This window comes from Lapidilactobacillus mulanensis (genome assembly GCF_003946215.1).
GTDB lineage: Bacteria > Bacillota > Bacilli > Lactobacillales > Lactobacillaceae > Lapidilactobacillus > Lapidilactobacillus mulanensis.
In genome coordinates, this window is sequence record NZ_RHOW01000003.1 from 1 (window position 1) to 20,947 (window position 20,947).

17 protein-coding genes and 1 CRISPR repeat array are annotated in these 20,947 nt (G+C 41.4%); all 17 genes read right to left on the bottom strand.

Translation table 11 applies throughout. From position 1 onward, the window contains the following. Positions 1–114: 114 nt before the first annotated feature. The 17 genes from EKM67_RS01180 to cas1 all read right to left on the bottom strand — a co-directional run bounded on the left by EKM67_RS01180 (position 115) and on the right by cas1 (position 20,916). Positions 115–897 carry a M57 family metalloprotease gene (locus EKM67_RS01180; protein WP_125576448.1) on the bottom strand — a complete coding sequence of 261 codons (783 nt, stop codon included), beginning with the start codon at positions 895–897 and terminating at the stop codon, positions 115–117. Between the two features lie 155 nt (positions 898–1,052). Next, on the bottom strand, positions 1,053–2,201 hold the full coding sequence (gene dnaJ / locus EKM67_RS01185) for a molecular chaperone DnaJ (RefSeq protein ID WP_125576450.1): 1,149 nt from the start codon (positions 2,199–2,201) through the stop codon (positions 1,053–1,055). A 316-nt stretch (positions 2,202–2,517) separates the two neighbouring features. Further along, positions 2,518–4,362: a molecular chaperone DnaK gene (gene dnaK, locus EKM67_RS01190; protein WP_125576452.1), complete on the bottom strand. Its 1,845-nt coding sequence runs from the start codon at positions 4,360–4,362 to the stop codon at positions 2,518–2,520. A gap of 37 nt (positions 4,363–4,399) precedes the next feature. Next, positions 4,400–5,077, bottom strand: a complete 678-nt coding sequence (grpE, locus tag EKM67_RS01195) for a nucleotide exchange factor GrpE (protein ID WP_125576454.1) — start codon at positions 5,075–5,077, stop codon at positions 4,400–4,402. Between the two features lie 21 nt (positions 5,078–5,098). Next, on the bottom strand, positions 5,099–6,169 hold the full coding sequence (gene hrcA, locus EKM67_RS01200; RefSeq protein WP_125576456.1) for a heat-inducible transcriptional repressor HrcA: 1,071 nt from the start codon (positions 6,167–6,169) through the stop codon (positions 5,099–5,101). A 249-nt stretch (positions 6,170–6,418) separates the two neighbouring features. Beyond that, positions 6,419–7,339, bottom strand: a complete 921-nt coding sequence (locus EKM67_RS01205; protein WP_125576458.1) for an FAD:protein FMN transferase — start codon at positions 7,337–7,339, stop codon at positions 6,419–6,421. Positions 7,340–7,543: 204 nt separating this feature from the next. Next, on the bottom strand, positions 7,544–8,701 hold the full coding sequence (hemW, locus tag EKM67_RS01210; protein ID WP_125576460.1) for a radical SAM family heme chaperone HemW: 1,158 nt from the start codon (positions 8,699–8,701) through the stop codon (positions 7,544–7,546). Positions 8,702–8,900: 199 nt separating this feature from the next. Beyond that, positions 8,901–9,566 (bottom strand): ABC transporter permease, encoded by a 666-nt coding sequence (locus EKM67_RS01215; protein WP_125576462.1) that lies wholly within the window; start codon positions 9,564–9,566, stop codon positions 8,901–8,903. Further along, positions 9,566–10,495, bottom strand: coding sequence for an osmoprotectant ABC transporter substrate-binding protein (locus EKM67_RS01220; RefSeq protein WP_125576464.1), 930 nt, complete (start codon positions 10,493–10,495; stop codon positions 9,566–9,568). Before EKM67_RS01220 ends, EKM67_RS01215 begins: the two co-directional genes overlap by 1 nt. Continuing rightward, complete coding sequence (locus EKM67_RS01225) at positions 10,488–11,132, bottom strand: ABC transporter permease (protein ID WP_125576466.1); 645 nt, start codon at positions 11,130–11,132, stop codon at positions 10,488–10,490. The genes EKM67_RS01220 and EKM67_RS01225 overlap by 8 nt, the downstream gene beginning before the upstream one ends. After that, on the bottom strand, positions 11,129–12,349 hold the full coding sequence (locus tag EKM67_RS01230; RefSeq protein ID WP_125576468.1) for a betaine/proline/choline family ABC transporter ATP-binding protein: 1,221 nt from the start codon (positions 12,347–12,349) through the stop codon (positions 11,129–11,131). The genes EKM67_RS01225 and EKM67_RS01230 overlap by 4 nt, the downstream gene beginning before the upstream one ends. 291 nt (positions 12,350–12,640) lie before the next feature. Further along, on the bottom strand, positions 12,641–12,940 hold the full coding sequence (locus tag EKM67_RS01235; RefSeq protein WP_225417266.1) for a hypothetical protein: 300 nt from the start codon (positions 12,938–12,940) through the stop codon (positions 12,641–12,643). A gap of 77 nt (positions 12,941–13,017) precedes the next feature. Continuing rightward, positions 13,018–13,956, bottom strand: coding sequence for a riboflavin biosynthesis protein RibF (ribF, locus tag EKM67_RS01240; RefSeq protein WP_125576470.1), 939 nt, complete (start codon positions 13,954–13,956; stop codon positions 13,018–13,020). A 15-nt stretch (positions 13,957–13,971) separates the two neighbouring features. Further along, entirely contained in the window at positions 13,972–14,877 is a 906-nt protein-coding gene (truB, locus tag EKM67_RS01245; protein WP_125576472.1) for a tRNA pseudouridine(55) synthase TruB, read from the bottom strand. A 92-nt stretch (positions 14,878–14,969) separates the two neighbouring features. Then, positions 14,970–19,032: a CRISPR direct-repeat array (repeat unit 36 nt; unit sequence GATCTTAACCTTATTGATTTGACACTCTTCTAAAAC). A 27-nt stretch (positions 19,033–19,059) separates the two neighbouring features. Continuing rightward, positions 19,060–19,734 (bottom strand): type II-A CRISPR-associated protein Csn2, encoded by a 675-nt coding sequence (gene csn2 / locus EKM67_RS01250; RefSeq protein ID WP_125576475.1) that lies wholly within the window; start codon positions 19,732–19,734, stop codon positions 19,060–19,062. Beyond that, the gene (gene cas2, locus EKM67_RS01255) at positions 19,731–20,036 is read right to left on the bottom strand and encodes a CRISPR-associated endonuclease Cas2 (RefSeq protein ID WP_125576611.1); all 306 of its coding nucleotides are present in this window, start codon (positions 20,034–20,036) and stop codon (positions 19,731–19,733) included. The genes csn2 and cas2 overlap by 4 nt, the downstream gene beginning before the upstream one ends. Continuing rightward, positions 20,014–20,916, bottom strand: a complete 903-nt coding sequence (cas1, locus tag EKM67_RS01260; RefSeq protein ID WP_125576477.1) for a type II CRISPR-associated endonuclease Cas1 — start codon at positions 20,914–20,916, stop codon at positions 20,014–20,016. Before cas1 ends, cas2 begins: the two co-directional genes overlap by 23 nt. Positions 20,917–20,947: the final 31 nt, after the last annotated feature.

The window sequence follows — 20,947 nt, forward strand, 5'->3', positions numbered from 1 at the left end:
AAGCGATATCTGTAAATTCAGATATCGCTCATAAATCTCCACCAACACTATTTGACAAAGACCCATATATTCATCAAGTCGGTGGATTTATTTTTTTATTTGAACAACAAAACGCTATTGCTGATAAACTGCCCGCAGGCCGTTTACATCAGCCGTAGATAAATTGGTCAAGCCTTGATCGATCGGATACATCACCGACGTGCGGTCATCACTATGATCTAACCCCAGCGCGTGTCCTAATTCGTGGATCGCCACCGATTCAGCAACTGCCGAAGGATACGCGACATTTAAAGTCGCGGTCGCGTGATTAGTTGTGTGCGATTCGAAAACACTGTACTTCTCGATGATTTGCGGACCACCTTTGCCTAACTCGAAAGTTCCAGTTTGATTACTAGTGGTCTGATTGTACGTCGAAAAGGTAACGTGATTCTGGTCATCAACCAGCGTCCCCGCGGTCAACTTAACAATACCAGTCGCATTGTATTTATCGATTGCCTCTAGAAAAACATGTTGCACTGCGGCCGTTGTTCCTTCCGCAAACGAATACGTATAACTTGTTGAAAGCGTCCGATCTTGAACGATTGACTCAATCGGCGTATTTTCGCTGCTAGTACCACTTTCAACCTGGCTAGAGCTAGTTACACTACTTGAGCTGTCAGTGACTGTAGACGCTGAATTAGCACCCAAATCAGTGGTGTCTGTTGCTTGACCAGCATCAGGATCAAGCATATCGCTCAAGCGCATTTTAAAATCAGTGGCAAATTGTTCAACCTTATTGCCAATTTGACTCGTTGTTACTTGTTGCTCGATCTTATCGACTGTTTCAGGCTGCTTCGTCAGCGTTAAAGCCAATGCGCCCAATCCGATCAATAAGAATAAAGCTCCTTTATGCCTCAATTAGGATTCTCCTTTATTTCAAAAACAAATCACCAGTCGTTGCCTAAAGCATATCCAAATTCAAAAATAATGTCGACAGTTCAGCACGAAATTTCGAATAACTTTAACTATTTGATGAGATACAAAAAGCCGAGTTAGCCTCGACTTTGAGATAATTAACCATTGAATTTTTCTTTTAAGCGACCGAATAAACTACTGTTTTGCGGATCGATCTTGTTGCCGCTCACACGGACAAACTCGGTTAGCGCCTCACGTTGTTTCTCATTCAAGTGCTTAGGCGTTGTCACCTTAACTGTGACGGTTTGATCGCCGTTCGTCTTGCTACGTAATCTAGGTGCGCCCTTGCCGCGTAACCGGAATTTTGTTTCCGATTGCGTGCCGGCAGGAATTTTCAAGCTGACCGGCCCATGAACCGTATCAACTTTGATTTCGTCACCAAGAGCAGCTTGTGGGAATGAGATCGGAACGGTCAGGAAGATTTCTGCGCCATCACGTTCGAATTTATTACTTGGTGCCACACGGAAAACTAAATAGAGATCCCCATAAGGGCCACCATTTTCACCAGCTTCACCCTGACCTTCAAGACGCATTTGCTGACCATCTTCAACGCCAGCTGGAACGGTAACTTTCACTTTGTGTGTCTGTTTCTCTTTACCAGTACCATGACAAGTTGGGCATGGATCTTCAACGATCTTGCCTTTACCCTGGCAACGATCACAAGCAACACGAGAACGCATCCGGCCAAGTGGTGTTTGTTGTTCAACTTCGATCACGCCAGAACCATGACACTTAGTACAAGTGATCGGACTCGTTCCAGGCTTGGCACCATTACCGCCACAGGTCGCACACACGGCATCCCGCGAATAAGAAATATCGGTTTCTTTACCAAAAATGGCTTCTTCAAACTTTAAATCCATCCGATATTGTAAGTCGGCGCCTTGCTTAGGTGCGCTAGGATTAGCTGCACCGCCGCCACCGCCAAAGAATTGACTGAAGATATCGCCGAAGTCGCCGAAACCGCCACCGCCGCCTTGGCCGTAGCCGCCACCAAATGGATTGCCACCACCATTGTTGAAGCCATCCATACCAGCTTGACCATATTGATCATAGGTTGATCTTTTTTGTGGATCCGACAAAGTTTCATAAGCTTCATTAACTTCTTTAAATTTTGCTTCGGCATCTGGTGCTTTGTTGATATCAGGATGGTATTTCTTAGATAACTGTCGATAAGCCTTCTTGATATCCGCTTCAGAAGCATCTTTTTGTAAGCCAAGAACGTCATAATAGTCCTGCTTATCTGCCATGTTGTTCCTCCTTATCGACTAATTCGTCGAATATGTTCTGAGAAAAGAATAGCATAAACTCGCCTAATTGCAAAATTGAAATAGCGGTCGAAACGTGTCGCATACACCTGAAATTACCGGTTAACTTGCCTAACCCCAAAAAAGATTTTGGGGTTAGGCAAAGTTAATCCTCGCTTTCAAACCATGGCTACTCACACGCTAACAAAAAGTGGTTGGGACAAGTTTTCTCATCGCCAACCCTTTTTGAATTTATTCGATTTTGCAATCAGTCTAAATTATCTTACTCTCTCACTAAAGCGTCGATTTCCCGACTTGTTTATTTCTTGTCTTTATCTTTGTCGAGATCTTCGAAGTCGCCATCAACGGTGTCGTCATCTTTCTTACCATCGTCTTTTGGTTGTGCGTCGCCTTCAGCTTTTTGTGCTTCTTGGGCTTGTTGATAAAGTTTAACGGTCAAATCTTGAACGATCGTGTTCAATTCGTCGCGTTTCTTCTTCATATCTTCAGTATCATTGGCTTCTTGAGCTTTCTTCAAAGCTTCTTTAGCATCTTCGGCCTTCTTGATTTCTTCATCAGAAACCTTGCCCTTAAGTTCTTCTAACGTCTTATCTGTTTGGAAGAGTAATTGGTCAACATCGTTCTTCAAGTCGACTTCTTCTTTACGTTTCTTATCTTCTTCGGCGTTTTCTTCGGCTTCTTTTTGCATCTTCTGAATTTCTTCGTCAGACAAACCTGAAGAACTCTTGATCGTAATCTTTTGTTCCTTCTGTGTGCCTAAATCTTTGGCAGAAACATTCACGATACCGTTTTTGTCAATGTCAAAAGTGACTTGGATCTGTGGGACGCCACGAGGTGCAGCTGGGATGTCAGCTAATTGGAAACGACCCAAAGTCTTGTCATCGGCAGCCATTGGACGTTCACCTTGTAAGACGTGGATATCAACGGCTGGTTGGTTATCTGCAGCAGTTGAGAAGGTTTGTGACTTCGATGTTGGAATCGTTGTGTTGCGATCGATCAACTTAGTGAAGACACCACCCATTGTTTCAATACCTAATGACAAAGGTGTCACGTCGAGTAAAACGACATCCTTAACATCACCAGTAATGACACCACCTTGAACAGCGGCACCAATGGCAACAGCTTCGTCAGGATTGATCGAGTGGTCTGGGTCTTTGCCTGTCCAGCTCTTAACAGCGTCTTGAACGGCAGGAATACGTGTCGAACCACCATTTAAGATGACTTTGTCAATGTCACTATTGCTTAAGCCGGCATCGCGTAACGCATTGTCCACTGGAACCTTAGTCTTTTCAACTAAGTCTTGTGTCAATTGATCGAATTTTGCACGAGTTAAAGTTTCTTCCAAGTGTAAAGGACCATTTGCGCCTGCGGAAATAAATGGCAAGCTGATTTGTGATTGAGAAACGCCAGACAAATCTTTCTTAGCCTTTTCAGCAGCATCCTTGAGACGTTGCATTGCCATCTTGTCTTGTGATAAATCAATGCCATTCGCATCTTTGAATTGTGCAACTAACCAGTCGATGATCTTGTTGTCAAAATCATCCCCACCTAGATGAGTATCCCCATTCGTAGAAAGTACCTGGAAGACACCATCGCCTAATTCAAGAACGGAAACGTCAAAAGTACCACCACCAAGGTCATAAACCAGTACTTTTTCGTCTGTGTCACCCTTGTCCAAACCATAAGCCAATGCACTAGCTGTTGGTTCGTTGATGATCCGTTGAACGTTTAAGCCGGCAATTTTACCAGCATCTTTTGTTGCTTGACGTTGGGCATCATTGAAGTATGCGGGAACCGTAATAACGGCGTCCGTGACAGTTTCGCCAAGATAATCTTCTGAGAATTTCTTGATGTATTGCAAGATCATTGCAGAAATTTCTTGTGGGGTGTAATCTTTGCCAGCAACTGAAACTTTGTAACCAGCTTCGCCCATGTGGCGCTTGATCGATGCAACGGTATCTGGGTTTGTGATGGCCTGACGCTTGGCAACTTCACCAACTTGAATTTCGCCATCTTTAAAAGCAACAACAGATGGTGTTGTACGATTACCTTCTGGATTTTCAATAATTTTTGGTTTGCCACCTTCAAGTACGGCGACAGCTGAGTTTGTGGTTCCTAAATCAATACCAATAACTTTAGACATATTTTTGACCTCTCTTAATTAACATTTTTTGTGGTGCTTAGTTAGCAACGACGACCATTGCTGGTCGGATCACACGATCTTTAAGCTGATAACCTTTTTGTAACACTTGCACAATCGTGTCAGCCGGATGATCTTTATCGGCTGCTGCGGTCTGAACTGCCTGATGCTTCGTGGGGTCAAATTTCTCGCCCACTTCTCCAAGTGCTTCAATATTATTAGCCGTCAATGCCTGCTGCAAATGCTCCAGCACCATCTCAACACCCTTATGCAACTGTTGAGCCTGTTCATCTTCTGCCTTAACACTCAAAGCTCGTTCAAGATTATCGGCAACGGGCAAAATCGCCGTTCCTAATTGTTGAGCCGAATATTTTTGCAGGTTTTCGCGTTCACGTTGATGACGTGTGTGCATGTTCTGAATTTCGGCTTGAGAACGCAGATACTGATCTTCAAGGTCAGCGTTCTTCTGCTGTAATTCAGCCACTTGTTTCTCTAAATCCGTTATTTCCTGATCTGGATCTTGATCGATCAGATCTTTCAAATCTGCCTCAGTTAATTTTTCAACTTTGGCTTCTGTTGATTCAGTATCGCTTTTTGAATCCGTTGATTTTGTTTTAGTTGATTTTACCTTTTCAGATTTCGTTGCCTGCTCTTTTTTTTCAGCAAACTTCGGATCCTTTTCTGAAGGAAAATCATTTTCTTTTGTGCGATGTGCCAAGTTATCCTTCACTCCCTTTATCTAACTATCATCATGAAAATGATTGTAATACTCGTATATTTTCTTGACCAGTTCATCTGTAAACAACTGCATCAAACCGATTAACTGCGAATATGGCATGCTTGTTGGTCCCAGGATCGCAATGATCCCTTCGCCATGATCGGCCACGTGATATCTGGCCGTAATCAAACCATAATCGTTCAGTAAAGCATTATCGAATTCATCACCCAACTTGACCGAAATCGGTTTATCGGTCGATTGTTGATGATCATTATTAGGCCGCAAATCCAATAGCGACGGGAAAACTGATTCCTTATCTAATAACTGATAAATCGACTTGATCCGATTCAAATCATCGGGTTGCACAGAATTCAGCAAGTTCGAACGACCACCAATGTAAAAGTGTTCCGCGGCTGCGTGTCGTAAAACATCTCCGAACATGTCCAAAAAGCCGTCCGGTGAATGTAAATACTTCGTTAACAACTGGGGCATTTCGGTGGCAAGTTGCTGTTTAACCTGATCGATCGGTAACCCGACCAAATGATCGTTGATAATTCGAACGGCTTTTTCAAGATCGTCCGAACTAATACTTGCCGGGATCCGGTAAACGCGACTTTCTACTGAGCCCATACTAGTTGCCAGAATGGCGATCACTAGATCACCACCCAATGGAATCAGCCGAAAGCCGGTCAAAGTAACGTTGATTGTTTCCGGTCCCAATGAAATCGACGTATAATTCGTTAAATTCGACAAAATATTGGCAGATTGTTTCACGATATCATCGATCTCATGAAAATCACGATCAAAATCTTGCGAGATAGTTGAAAATACTTGGGGCGAGACAACGCTTGGTTGTAATAAATAATCTAGGTAATAACGATAACCACTCGTTGAAGGCAGCCGACCAGAAGAGGTATGATTTTTCATAATCAAACCATCTTCTTCAAGCGCCGCCATTTCATTACGAATTGTGGCAGAACTAATTTGGATCGGCAATTGATTCATTAAAGTTTTCGAACCAACTGGCTGACCAGTTTCGTTATAAATCCGGACGATCTCTGTTAAAATTAACGCCTGACGTTTCGTCGGCATAAACCCTCACCTCTTTTTTAGCACTTAACTACTATGAGTGCTAACAACACTATAAAATATAACAATCAGAGGGAATAAAGTCAAGGAAACGACTCGCTTTTCTGTGAAAAAAGCAAAATTCAGACCTTAGTCGGAGAAAGCACGAAGCTATTAGCCTAACCTCAAGTTATTTGCGCCACCACTCTATCTTAAATTGTCCATTTCGAGAGTTCATTTCAACCAAACCAAACTAGCTTTAATTCGGGATGATTACGCTTCGATCCCACTCGAGGACCAAACTTCACCTTGATTCGTAATCACAATTGCTTCGATATTTGTTAGCTGATCGACCGTCGAGATAATTTTTTCAACGGGTTGCCCAAATAATCTAGTCGTCCACAATTCACCGTCTAGTGATTTATCTGAAATGATCGTCAAGCTAGTTACATTTGTCTTTACCGGATAGCCTGTATCCGTGTCTAAAATATGGTGATATTTTTGTCCATTGACAATTAAGCTGCGTTCATAAATACCCGAGGTAACCACGGACTGGTTTTGAATGCGAACGACTTTTTTATAATTGCCTCTAGGTAACGTCGGGTCCTGAATGCCGATCCGCCACAACCCATCCTCATGATCATGCATTGGCCCCAGTGCATAAACATTGCCACCTAAATCGAGCAAGGCAGATCGAACGTCAACGTTTCGCAAATAATCGGCCAATAAATCAGCAAAATAACCTTTAGCAAGTGAACCGAGATCGATCGTCATCTTCGGTTGTGCTAAATAGACAGTGTGTTCTTGGTCATTGAGTTCGATCTGATATGGATTAGTCAGTGCTAGGGCTTCGGTAATTTCCTGAGGTGTCGGTAATTTCACATCTTTAAAACCAATTCGCCAAGTTTGCACGAGTGGCCCGATAGCAATATTAAGATTACTTGCTTGTATGATACTGTTGTCATAACCAATGCGGATCAACGAATAAAGTTCTGGATCAACTTTAACAGGTGCGATGCCGGCTTGCTTGGTGATTGTCATTAATTCAGAGGTCGGATCATTGGCGCTGAAACGATGTTCGTAGTCTTCCAAGCGGCTGACCAGCTCATCTAACAGTGGCTCTGGATCTGGATGATCGATCTGCAAGCTGATTTTAGTACCCATTAAATGAACCACCCGTGTTGTTAATGCCATGAATGCAATTCCTCCCGAATACAGTTTCTCCTCAGAGTGTAGCCTAAACGCTGATCTTAATTCAAGTGAATTAAAAAAAATCCCCACGGACCCATCACGACTCAGGCCGCAATGATCATCTATGCTGGATTTTTTTCTAATTAAGTCTATTCTAAATTTGAAAGTAGTGGTACCAAAGCACATTACTCGTGACAAATATGTCGATCAAACCAACATAAAATCTGCAAAAACATCGTTACCCACGAAGCGGCCGCGGTCGGTCAACACATAAGCTGTCGGTGTCTCCTTCAGCAATCCTTGTTGGATCAACTTCGGAATGACTTGCGGATAAACCACCAATAAATCTTTACCGAAGCGATTCTTAAATTCTGCCTTGTTCACACCCGCATTTAAACGCAAGCCCAGAAAAAGTTGTTCTTCAATTTGCTGATCAGGTGTAATTGTTTCCGACATGAGAACCGGACGTTGATCACTTGTAAGTGGTTTTAGATACTGTTGGATCGGGCCGAAATTCTGATAACGCGTGTCGCCCAAATACCCAGATGCGCCCGCACCAAACCCAAAGTAATGCTGATTATGCCAATAAATTAAATTATGTTCAGCCTGATAACCAGACTTAGCAAAATTGCTGATTTCATACTGATCAACACCGTGAGCCGCAAATTGATCCATAGCAAGCTGATACATATCCGCATCCATGTCTTGTGATGGCAGTTGTAATTTCCCGCGGCGCATCAAATTATAGAAGACCGTCTTCTGTTCCAGAATCAGCGAGTACGTCGCATAGTGTGGAATATTCAATGCTAAGGCTTGTTGTAAACTGCGGTTGAAATCCGCCAGATCTTGTCCAGGCAATCGATAAATCAAATCGATCGAAATATTTTCAAAACCAATTTTTTGCGCATTCTCGACGGCTTGGATTGCCTCAGCAGCCGAGTGCGTGCGGCCAATTTTTTTCAAAACCGTGTCGTTGAATGATTGCACGCCAATACTTAGTCGATTCACGCCATATTCACGTAAAACCGGTAGCTTGGTGCCATCTAACAAATCGTTGGGATTGGCTTCGACGGTAAATTCCTGGTCGGTGATATCGATCAGCTGGTGCAACCCACCTAACAGTTTGGCCAATTGCGCCGCCGATAATGCCGTGGGCGTGCCGCCACCGATGTAGATCGTGCTGATTGCCGTCCGCGGATATTTAGCCAGTGTCAATCTAATTTCCTTCAATAACGCATCCAAATAATCATCAACCGGTTGGCCTTGAATAAAAACTTTATTGAAGTTGCAATAATAACAAAGATGATCACAAAACGGAATATGGATATAAAGCCCTGTTTTTTCAGTTGTTTTTGTTTCTGCCATCGCTAACCATTCTCACTAACTATGCCGGCAAAACTGCCCGCTATATTTTCTTAATTCATTCAAAATAATAACTTCATTGTAGCATATTTTACTGGCCAAACTCGCGTGAACCAAGCGTCAATAAAACCGACCGTTTAAACTTAGCGCTAACGGTCGGTTAGTTTATTGATATTTTTAGTTAAGTCAAACACGTCACCCTTTACGATTGCGTTGTTCGGGTACTTGGATCAAATCGCTTTTCCAGAAAACCTAGCGCCAAATCAGAAATGATCGCCATTAAAGCCGTCGGCAAAGCGCCGGCTAAAATAATCGCACCACCATTAGTTGCGTTAGTACCGCGAATAATAATGTCACCCAGACCACCGGCGCCGACAAACGAACCGATCGCGGTGATCCCGATAGCGAGCACCAATGCATTACGAATACCAGCCATGATCACAGAAAGCGACAGTGGGATTTCGATCAACCGCAACACTTGCAGTCGCGTCATGCCCATGCCTTTACCTGCATCAAGTACGTCTGCGTTCACATTGACCATGCCTGTATAGGTATTTTTAATAATCGGTAACAATGCGTAAAATAACACCGTTACGATCACCGTATTCACGCCTAAACCCAGCCCAAGCATAATGATCGACAACATGGCTAGCGATGGAACTGTTTGGATCACGTTGGCCAAGCCGATCACCCACGGGCTTAACTTGCGATACCGCGCAATCAAAATACCCACTGGAATTCCGACGATTGCCGCGAAAAGCACCCCGTAAATCGAAATTAAAAAATGACGATAAAATTGTTCGAGAACATACATGCCATTGTGGGAAAAATAATAGATCAATTGCTCCAGTAAATTCATGCCACGCATTAATCATCACTCCTTTCGAAATAGTTATGCTTTTCTAAAAATTGTTTGGCAACTAACGCCGGTTCTTTCAGATTATCATCGACTTGATAATTTAATTCATACATCGTTTTAACTGGAATTTTTCCAGCTAAACGTTTGAGGATCTTGCTCAGTTCAGGATGTTCTTTCAAAGCCGCGTCATTGACAACGACACTCGCCGCGTATGGTGGGAAATAATTCAGATCGTCTTTCAACAGTTTCAAATGATAACTGCCGATCCGTCCGTCAGTTGAATAACCCAACACAGCATCCATTTTGCCATTCGCCAACGCGTCATATACTAAACCGATTTGCATCGGATAGACGTGGCCGAAACTAAAGCCGTAACGTTTTTGAAAATCAGCATAGCCATCGCCTTTGCGATTCAACCAACTTTGATCAATCCCGACGCGTAATTGGCCGGAAATCTTCTTCAGATCACTGACGGTTTCCAAATGATACTTCTTGGCAAATTCTTGCGTCACCATGAATTGATAGGTATCCGCGAAACCATAACTCGGAAAATAAGTCATCTGGTATTTCTGCTTAAACGCGCTGCGAACCATCTGGTCAACTTTTTCAGGATCGGTATCGCCAGATTGATTCAGCACCGTTTGGAAATCCGTCCCGTTATAGCGAATCGCTGATAAATCGGCATCGCCACGTTTTTGCGCTTGAAACGTCACCGTACTCGAACCCAGATTGCTAATGACGGTCGTCTTTAAATCGGAATAATGAGCGATCATCTGTTGTAAAACGGCCGCCATGATTTGTTGCTCGGTGGTATTTTGCGCAGCAATTTTCACAGTATCTTTGCTACTGCTACTCAATCCAGGAAATCCGCAACCTGCTAATAGCGACGTCATCAATAATAAAAATAGCGGAAGTTTGATCAGTCTACGTTTACGCATGATCGACCTCCTTACGCGCCGTTGTCGGTGTTAAGAATGCTTCTAGACGGCCAAGTAAGAAATCGACCGCTAACGCCAACAAAATCACCGGGATCGATCCACCGAGAATTAAATCGGACCGGTATAGATTCAGACCATTGAAAATAAAATCGCCTAAACCGCCGGCACCGATATAAGACGCTAAGGCTGTCCACGCAATCACATAAGTTGCCGATAAACGCACACCCGCCATGATCATCGGGGCTGCCAAGTGCAACTCAACTTGCGTGATCGACTGGAAATTGCTCATACCCATCCCTTTAGCGGCATCAAGCAAAGTCGGATCAACATTTTCCATACCCAAATACGTATTCCGTAAAATTGGTAACAGGGAGTAAATAAATAACGCAACGACTGCCGGTAAGGTCCCGATACCAAAAATTGGAATCATCATCGCCAACAGTGCCATCGCCGGAACCGTCTGCAAAACATTCGCCAATCCGATCGTGAAACCGGCCGCTTTTTTGTAACGTGTTAACAAGACGCCGAGTGGGATTGCCACGATCGCGCCCAGGACTAAAGCAATCATCGAGATATAAAGATGTTGCCAAGTTTTAAATAATAATTGTGATCCATATTCTTGAAAAAAGGCAATCATGAACGATCACCTGCCTCCCCAGTTGTCACCGTTGGTTCAGGAGTTGCAGACTGAGGGGCATCTGATTGTTGTGCATCGCCATGGTCATCAGCCTTATCGCTCTCGCCCCAGAGCGCATCGTAAACCATATCGACCAAGGTTGCACGGGTCACGATGCCGACCAAATGATGATCTTCATCGATCACCGGTACGTTACGAAATCCCCGTTTCAAAATTCGTTCAACCGTATCGCGAATCACGGAATTTTCCTTCACATAAAAAATCTTCGTGTCCATAATATCGCCGATTGCTTTATTGGATCGGAAATATTGGTTGATCTGCTCAATACCTACAAACCCTCGCAGCACACCTTCATCATCAGTCACTAATAGCGTGTCGACACGTTTCGTATGCATTTCGCCCAGTGCTTCATGTAAGGTTTGACTTTCACGGGCAGAGACGGCTTTCGTAGCGACCTGACCAACCGTTGTAATACTTGGGCGTGCTTGGATCAAACGATCTTGACCAATCAAACTCTCGACGAAATCATTAGCAGGATGGCGCAAAATATTATCTGGCGTATCCACCTGCACTTGTTTACCATGCGACATGATCACGATCCGGGTCGCCAACGATAAGGCCTCGTCCATATCATGAGTCACGAAAATAAACGTTTTACCAAGCCGTTCCTGTAGATCCTTAACCATATCTTGCAAAGATTCACGGGTGATCGGATCCAGTGCACCAAATGGTTCATCCATTAAAATAATATCCTGATCTGCTGCCAAAGCGCGAACAACCCCGATCCGTTGTTGTTGACCACCCGATAATTCTGCCGGATAACGATCTAAATATTCAACTGGCAATTCGGCTAAATTGATCATCTCAATTGCCTTTTGCGCGCGCTTTTCATCAGACCATTTTAATAATTTAGGAACTAAAGTAATATTATCGCGAATCGTCATGTGGGGCATCAAGCCAACATTTTGAATCACATAACCAATTTTACGTCGTAAATTCACAGGATCCATCTTGGCAATATCTTGCCCATTAATTTTAATTGTACCGGAAGTTTGGTGTAACATGCGGTTGATCATTCGCATCGTCGTTGTTTTACCAGAACCAGAAGTCCCAATGAAACAAATAAATTCGCCCTTTTCGACCTCTAGATTGAAATCATCGACGGCTTTGTTGTTGCCATATATTTTATTTAAGTGGGTCATCGTTAATAGTGCCATTCACTCATCGCCTTTCGAAAAATCGTACCTATTAATGATAAACATACTTTACGAATAATTGCAAAGGCTGATGTTTCTTTAAGGAATAAGTCAAGCACAATTACAAACGAAAATATTTTGTATATTTCTATTTTAAATACTAATATACCAATTAAAGCCATGAATATTATCGTTAAATGACCGTGCCGAAATTGATCAGATAAATTTATATTTCCATTTGCAAAAAAGATCAACAATTGACGATTTGGACAAAGAAAAACCATCAAATTAAATTTGATGGTTTTTAAAATGCTATTCAGCTAATTCTAAAGTTTGAAACTCATGAAGCAATTGATAAGTGGCTTGATATGCACCGCATGCGTCCGCCGGCACTTCATAATCGTCGGTGACAACTTGCAGCCGTGTAAATTCTGGTGTGAGATCCGCTTGCAGATTATTTTGTAATTTTGCAACCATTGCCACGAATAATTCACGCACCTCTGCTAATTCTGGATGATGCGCGCCATGCACCTTAACAATTTGAGTCGTGAAAAAGTTTAATTTAGGAAATTCTGTCTCGATAAAATTTTGATTATCAATTTCTGCTGCCATATTGATTCCTTCCTTCTTTGATTTGACTACATCATACCGCCGAATCTTCAGAAAGAAATTGACTCACATCAAGTTTGCTATTTTTTAAAATAAGCTCGACTATTTTTCTCGTCGGTCGCCAATTGTGTGATCAAACCAGCAGCGTCATCAAACTTGACCTCACCGCGCAACCAATGATTCCACCGCAATTGAATATTTTCACCGTAAATATCTTGGTGAAAATCAAACAGATTGACTTCAACCGTGACCGGCCGTTTGTCGCCGAAAGTCACATTGCGACCGATCGACGTCATCGATGGATACCAATGACCCTGAACCAGGATTTCTGTGGCAAAAATCCCGATTCCGGGTAAGCGCTCGCCATCCGTTGTCATAATATTAGCGGTCGGATAGCCCAACTCGCGCCCGCGCGCCTCGCCATGCACCACAATACCGCTCGTTTGATAAACATACCCTAAAAAAGCGTTCGCCTGATCAACATCGCCCTTGTCTAAGGCTGCGCGAATTTGCGTCGAAGAGATCTTCTGTGACCCAAATTTTTGTTCGGGAACAGTGACAACTTCGAAACGATCGGCCGCGTATTCCGGCAATTTTTCCATATTAGCGATGCCAGCCTTACCGTAAGTATAATCGAAGCCAGCAACTGCAACCTTCGTGCCCACTTTGACTAGAAAATCATCGACAAATTTCTGTGGACTCAGCCGACCAACTTGCGACGTGAAATCGACGATATATAAATAGTCGGCACCCAACTCACGCATCAACGTTTCCTTGCGTGGCAATGTCGTTAAATAGTCGAAGTTTTCTGCGTCGATTTTCTGAAAAACAATTCCAGGATACTTATCAAACGTCATCACAGCCACCGGTAAATTTTGCTGCTTACCGATCGCCAGCGCCTGTTTGATGACTGCCTGATGACCCAAATGAACCCCGTCAAAAAATCCTAACGCCATCACTTTTGCTTCTGTATTAATTTTTTCATATTCTAATGGATATTTTAAGTGAATTACTTGCACAAACGGATCCTTCTTTCAATCATTTCCTAATAACATTGTTTCGGCAACGTAATTGCCTAATGACGTCACTTTTGCCTGATAAATCGCCTTGATTTTCTGATCATAAACAAGTGCCACCTCAGGCTGCGTGGCGGTTAGTTCAAGAGCACCGCCGTTTTTAACATGTTGCCATTGATCATCTGTCAATTGAACTTGTGGTAAAGCGGATAACACTTGCTCGATCGGACGCAAAACTTCTGATAATTGACCAGCTGCCATTGCTTGCGTAACCTGTTCCAGCGTGACCGTCTGTGCCAATTCAATTCGGCCACTCTCAAGCCGGCGCAAATCTGACATAACTGACGGATAGCCTAGTTTCTTGCCCAGATCCGTTGCCAACGTACGCACATAAGTCCCTTTAGAACAGCCAACTTCGAAAGTAAATTTCACTTCGCCAGTTGTAGATTGATAATCAATTGCGGACGTCCGTTTAAAATAATCAATGTGAATCTCGCGACTAGGGCGATCGATCGTCTCACCAGCCCGCGCATATTCGTATAAACGCTTGCCATTAATTTTGACAGCGGAAAACATCGGCGGCACCTGCTGAATATCGCCAGTCATGGCCAGCAACGCTTGATCAACCTCAGCTTCAGTTGACGCCTGCTCGATAAAAATCCGTGCGATTTCGTCGCCGGTCGCATCTTCAGTCGTCGTCGCGTAACCGAGTGTGATCTCCCCCTGATAAATTTTACCGCCGGCCAACAAACGATTAACCAATTTAGTCGCCTGCCCCACGCAAATCGGTAAAACCCCATCGACCTCAGGATCAAGTGTTCCAGTGTGCCCAATTCGCCGTTCATGCAAAATTTTACGCAACGAATAAACACACCCCGCGCTCGTCACACCCTTTGGTTTAAATAACGGAATCACACCATTCATGCTTGTTTCCTCCAATTTTTCAGTCTTGATTAGTATAGCATAAAGCGAAAAATGAATATGAAAAAAAGCATGATGAAGTGAACCATGCCTTGGATCTTAACTTTTTTGACTTGACACTCTTCTAAAACCACCATTCAGCGGTAGGCCACCGTGCCTTAGATCTTAGCCTAATTGACTTGACACTCTTCTAAAACAGTGATGATCACGTGCATTCCCATCTTGTCGATCTTAACCTTATTGATTTGACACTCTTCTAAAACAAAGACGTTCCCGTCCATTGCTGAAATGAAGATCTTAACCTTATTGATTTGACACTCTTCTAAAACGTATCGGCGATATTCAATCATCTATGAATTGATCTTAACCTTATTGATTTGACACTCTTCTAAAACTGCTCCCCTTTGCGAATTCTACGGCTTTCCGATCTTAACCTTATTGATTTGACACTCTTCTAAAACTCAAACACAAGCCCCTCTGCAATGCCCCAGTGATCTTAACCTTATTGATTTGACACTCTTCTAAAACGAATGGTATTGTCAATATTGCCACTTCTGTGATCTTAACCTTATTGATTTGACACTCTTCTAAAACGGATTGAGGTGACATGATGGAACCATTTGAGATCTTAACCTTATTGATTTGACACTCTTCTAAAACACTTGCCAGTTTCAATGCGCCTTGATGGTGGATCTTAACCTTATTGATTTGACACTCTTCTAAAACCAATATCGCTGACTAGTTTATCCGGATTACGATCTTAACCTTATTGATTTGACACTCTTCTAAAACTTGCAACTGTTCTTTTGTTGCGTGCAGCTTGATCTTAACCTTATTGATTTGACACTCTTCTAAAACATTAGAGCTTATCGTTTGAAAATCATCTTCGATCTTAACCTTATTGATTTGACACTCTTCTAAAACTACAGGATATGATCAAGCGCAATCCTAACCGATCTTAACCTTATTGATTTGATACTCTTCTAAAACGACTAGACAAGCTGATGGCAGAACTAGGCGGATCTTAACCTTATTGATTTGACACTCTTCTAAAACGGACATTGTGGTTAAGATGTACAACCGCATGATCTTAACCTTATTGATTTGACACTCTTCTAAAACTGGCACACGAGTGATTAAACACTATATTAAGATCTTAACCTTATTGATTTGACACTCTTCTAAAACGGTCAACGTTGATAATATCTTTCAATCCATGATCTTAACCTTATTGATTTGACACTCTTCTAAAACCTGGGTTCTATCCAATGCCTGGCGGTCAAGGATCTTAACCTTATTGATTTGACACTCTTCTAAAACCAAGGAAATCGTGTTTATGTGACTGAAGTTGATCTTAACCTTATTGATTTGACACTCTTCTAAAACTTGCTTCCCATGAGTTGGACACATTGCCTTGATCTTAACCTTATTGATTTGACACTCTTCTAAAACCAAATTCCCAGTATTTTCCTTCATCGTTCTGATCTTAACCTTATTGATTTGACACTCTTCTAAAACGTTAGTGTCAGTGTCACGGACTTAGCTCAGGATCTTAACCTTATTGATTTGACACTCTTCTAAAACCTACGGCTTGAAGCTTATCCACTGAGGGCTGATCTTAACCTTATTGATTTGACACTCTTCTAAAACCGCAATTCTTTCTGGTTATTTTTGTACCATGATCTTAACCTTATTGATTTGACACTCTTCTAAAACCTGCTGTTCGACCGTGGGAATCACCTTATTGATCTTAACCTTATTGATTTGACACTCTTCTAAAACAGTGATAGAGAAGTTAGTCATATTTTTGAAGATCTTAACCTTATTGATTTGACACTCTTCTAAAACGCGTTCGGGAACATAGATGATATCCTTAGGGATCTTAACCTTATTGATTTGACACTCTTCTAAAACCCAATGTAGCAGTGATATCGCCGGTAGAACGATCTTAACCTTATTGATTTGACACTCTTCTAAAACCCGGGTCCAGTGCAAGATTTTATTATTGCGGATCTTAACCTTATTGATTTGACACTCTTCTAAAACCGTCGTAGAATCCGCGAGGGCCGTCAACGAGATCTTAACCTTATTGATTTGACACTCTTCTAAAACGGAGGCGCGCTAAAATGATTAAAAATTTCAGATCTTAACCTTATTGATTTGACACTCTTCTAAAACCACCGCCGGCGGTTGTACCGTATTTGACGCGATCTTAACCTTATTGATTTGACACTCTTCTAAAACCTATACGGCGGTTACTCAAGCTGAATTAATGATCTTAACCTTATTGATTTGACACTCTTCTAAAACTTTGCAGATAGCAAACAAGTTGATATCCAAGATCTTAACCTTATTGATTTGACACTCTTCTAAAACCACTAGAACGAATATAGAAAGGGAGATGAGGATCTTAACCTTATTGATTTGACACTCTTCTAAAACTACGCATAGGAGGCGTGATTATTGATTACAGATCTTAACCTTATTGATTTGACACTCTTCTAAAACTTGACGTTTGTGTTCTATATCTGCATTGATGATCTTAACCTTATTGATTTGACACTCTTCTAAAACGTGCAACCTGGCAAACGTTTCAAGGAAATAGATCTTAACCTTATTGATTTGACACTCTTCTAAAACCATAAGCGGGAACGCCATCAACAACTGTTGGATCTTAACCTTATTGATTTGACACTCTTCTAAAACGCCACTGTCTTCTTATCTATTTCCACGCCTGATCTTAACCTTATTGATTTGACACTCTTCTAAAACGTTTAGGCAGATCATTAATGTGGTTCTTAAGATCTTAACCTTATTGATTTGACACTCTTCTAAAACGAGTTACTTTGTACGTTCTAATCGCCATTGGATCTTAACCTTATTGATTTGACACTCTTCTAAAACTTGTCAGCAACATTAAAAGAAAGCAGCCGCGATCTTAACCTTATTGATTTGACACTCTTCTAAAACCTCAATCTCACACTGGGCTTGATATTCATTGATCTTAACCTTATTGATTTGACACTCTTCTAAAACAACAACTTAGTTCTTATTTGTCAACAAAAAGATCTTAACCTTATTGATTTGACACTCTTCTAAAACCCCTGTGGTACCGACTCTCCAATTATCGTTGATCTTAACCTTATTGATTTGACACTCTTCTAAAACTGAAAGGCGACATGAAAGACCTTGAGAAAGGATCTTAACCTTATTGATTTGACACTCTTCTAAAACACTCTGTTGTTCGCTTTAAATCATTCAAAAGATCTTAACCTTATTGATTTGACACCCTTCTAAAACCAATATACTTACCGAACGAGTGAATAGCTCGATCTTAACCTTATTGATTTGACACTCTTCTAAAACCCCACGCGGTATGGAAATAACTCGTCCGACGATCTTAACCTTATTGATTTGACACTCTTCTAAAACACACGGCTAACTACATGACAGACTTGAACGGATCTTAACCTTATTGATTTGACACTCTTCTAAAACTTGTAAGTAGCATCTTCCACGGAATCGTTAGATCTTAACCTTATTGATTTGACACTCTTCTAAAACCCAACAGACGACATTACACAGATTCAAGCAGATCTTAACCTTATTGATTTGACACTCTTCTAAAACCTTCGGCCTTATCGAGCACGTCCATGATGTGATCTTAACCTTATTGATTTGACACTCTTCTAAAACCACCTTGTTGATGAAAAATAGTAGATTCAAGATCTTAACCTTATTGATTTGACACTCTTCTAAAACTATAATGATGACGTCATAATGAGCCGTGACGATCTTAACCTTATTGATTTGACACTCTTCTAAAACGTGAACAAAAAGACATCGCCTGATGCCACAGATCTTAACCTTATTGATTTGACACTCTTCTAAAACCGTATATGCCACGAAAAGATGAAGTTGACAGATCTTAACCTTATTGATTTGACACTCTTCTAAAACCATCAGAGAAGCCATTACCGTTCATTTCAGGATCTTAACCTTATTGATTTGACACTCTTCTAAAACACGGTGGTGCAATTCCCAGCACAGGCGCAAGATCTTAACCTTATTGATTTGACACTCTTCTAAAACGTGAAGGTGTACTACAAAGTGGTGTTGCCTGATCTTAACCTTATTGATTTGACACTCTTCTAAAACCAGTGTTTTATAATAATACCCTCAGATTCATTCATCACGCCAATCGACAAAATCTTGATCAATGTAGGAATAACAGCAATTCGCATAATAATCACGTTTTTCCGTTTCTGAGAATTCTACTAATAAAGTGTACAAATCAAGTGTGTTCGCTAAACTCACCAATTCTTGAAATTGGCTGACACTGAGATAGTTACGCACATTAGTTAAGACAATAACTTTCGTTTCTTGTAGTTCAGAAGCTGTCTTCAACAATAACTCAATTATATCATATGGTTGCGTTTTAGCACTGCTTTCAAACGAAATATCACAGTATTTAATTACTTTCGCCAATGAAAAGTCAGTACTGATTTTTATCGGCAAATCATACGTAAAAATCTCGTCTAGAACAGTTGCTCTTAGTTGCTGATCTATTGTAATCAACTTACTTAAGCTGTCCGAGCTCATTTGATTGATAATTTTTTTCTGAATCAAACCTGCAAATGCCTTATCTATGTCAAAGCCCAGAAAAACATCACCAACCCATAAAATTCCCTTACTAATTTCAACGGCATCATAATCGGCCGTGGACAAATGAATATCATCATTAATTTCCCGGAGCCCGCCAGCGAGATCGGTGTAAACTTTAGGATTGTTTGTTTGAATCACTTGCACCTTATTTTTCTCGATAATAAACGGCTTAAATGGATAATACGTTAAATTCATATAATGATTGTCCTCTCTGAAGAATTTCTAACATCTTGGCTAGACTCTCCCAGGAGAAAATGCATTTCACTGTACTGCTTTTCCGTGACAATAATTGATTGGATCGTACCCACTTCTGGGGAGAAATCACTGATCCACTGTTCTAAGAAATGGGCGCCTTTAATATCGACGCAAACACGTACATAAATTGAGTATTGAATCATTAAAAAGCCTTCATCCAGCAATGCCTTGCGAAAATGTCGATACGCTCTTCTTTCCATACTTGTGTCAACTGGCAGGTCAAACATGACCATTAATCTCATGATACGATACCTCACTTGCAGCCACCTCGATTTGAATTTCATTTGTTTCTTCACTCAAAAAATTCAGACAAGCCTTTACATACCTGGTGATTGCATTGCGAATGATCATATGTTGCCCGTTGAAAATAATTTCTAAGTTTAATAAATCTATCAAGCCATACTTAACATCCGGCGTAAGTTCGTTAAACTTTTGTAGTTTAACCCACATATCTACAAATGGACGAAAAGGTTCCATCAAATCTGAACCTAAATTAAACTGATTCTCTGAACTGTGATGATGAATTCCTAACTGGGTTAAATACCCCGCCACAACAATTTCTCGATTCATGGCTGATAAAAGTAATGAATAGCCATAATTGAGCGCTGCATTGATCACATCCGCATTGCGTCGATTAAATTCATCATCGAATAACTTTGGAAAATACTTTTTGGCAACTACTGCTTCTCTGTTTGTACTGTCATTGCAGCCAACTTGTTCAAGTTCTGATTGTAGTTCTGAAACATCTTGATTTAGCGATTGTAATACAGCAATTTGATTCGCGATTTTTTGTTTAACAACTGCTGTCCATAACTGATTCTTACGTTGTTCTGACCAGCCAATTTGTTTCATAAGTGTCTGAACATCTCGATTATTTGGACAATAGTCAACCGTTTCAGTTATTGGCTCCCCTTTTCCATCGGTAAAAATAATTTTCACTTGATTCTTTGCTAATTCACTAATGGCCGCTGTCGAAATGACGGCGCGTGTCGTACTAATCAGTAACACCTGAATATCTGACACCGGTATTTGATTGGTATCCGTTTGTGTTTGTACCACCAAGCAATGTCCAGAATATGAAATCTTTGCATGTTGTGTTACCACAACGGTTCGCCAACTCATAAAAATCACTCCTTGCTTTTATTTATATCCG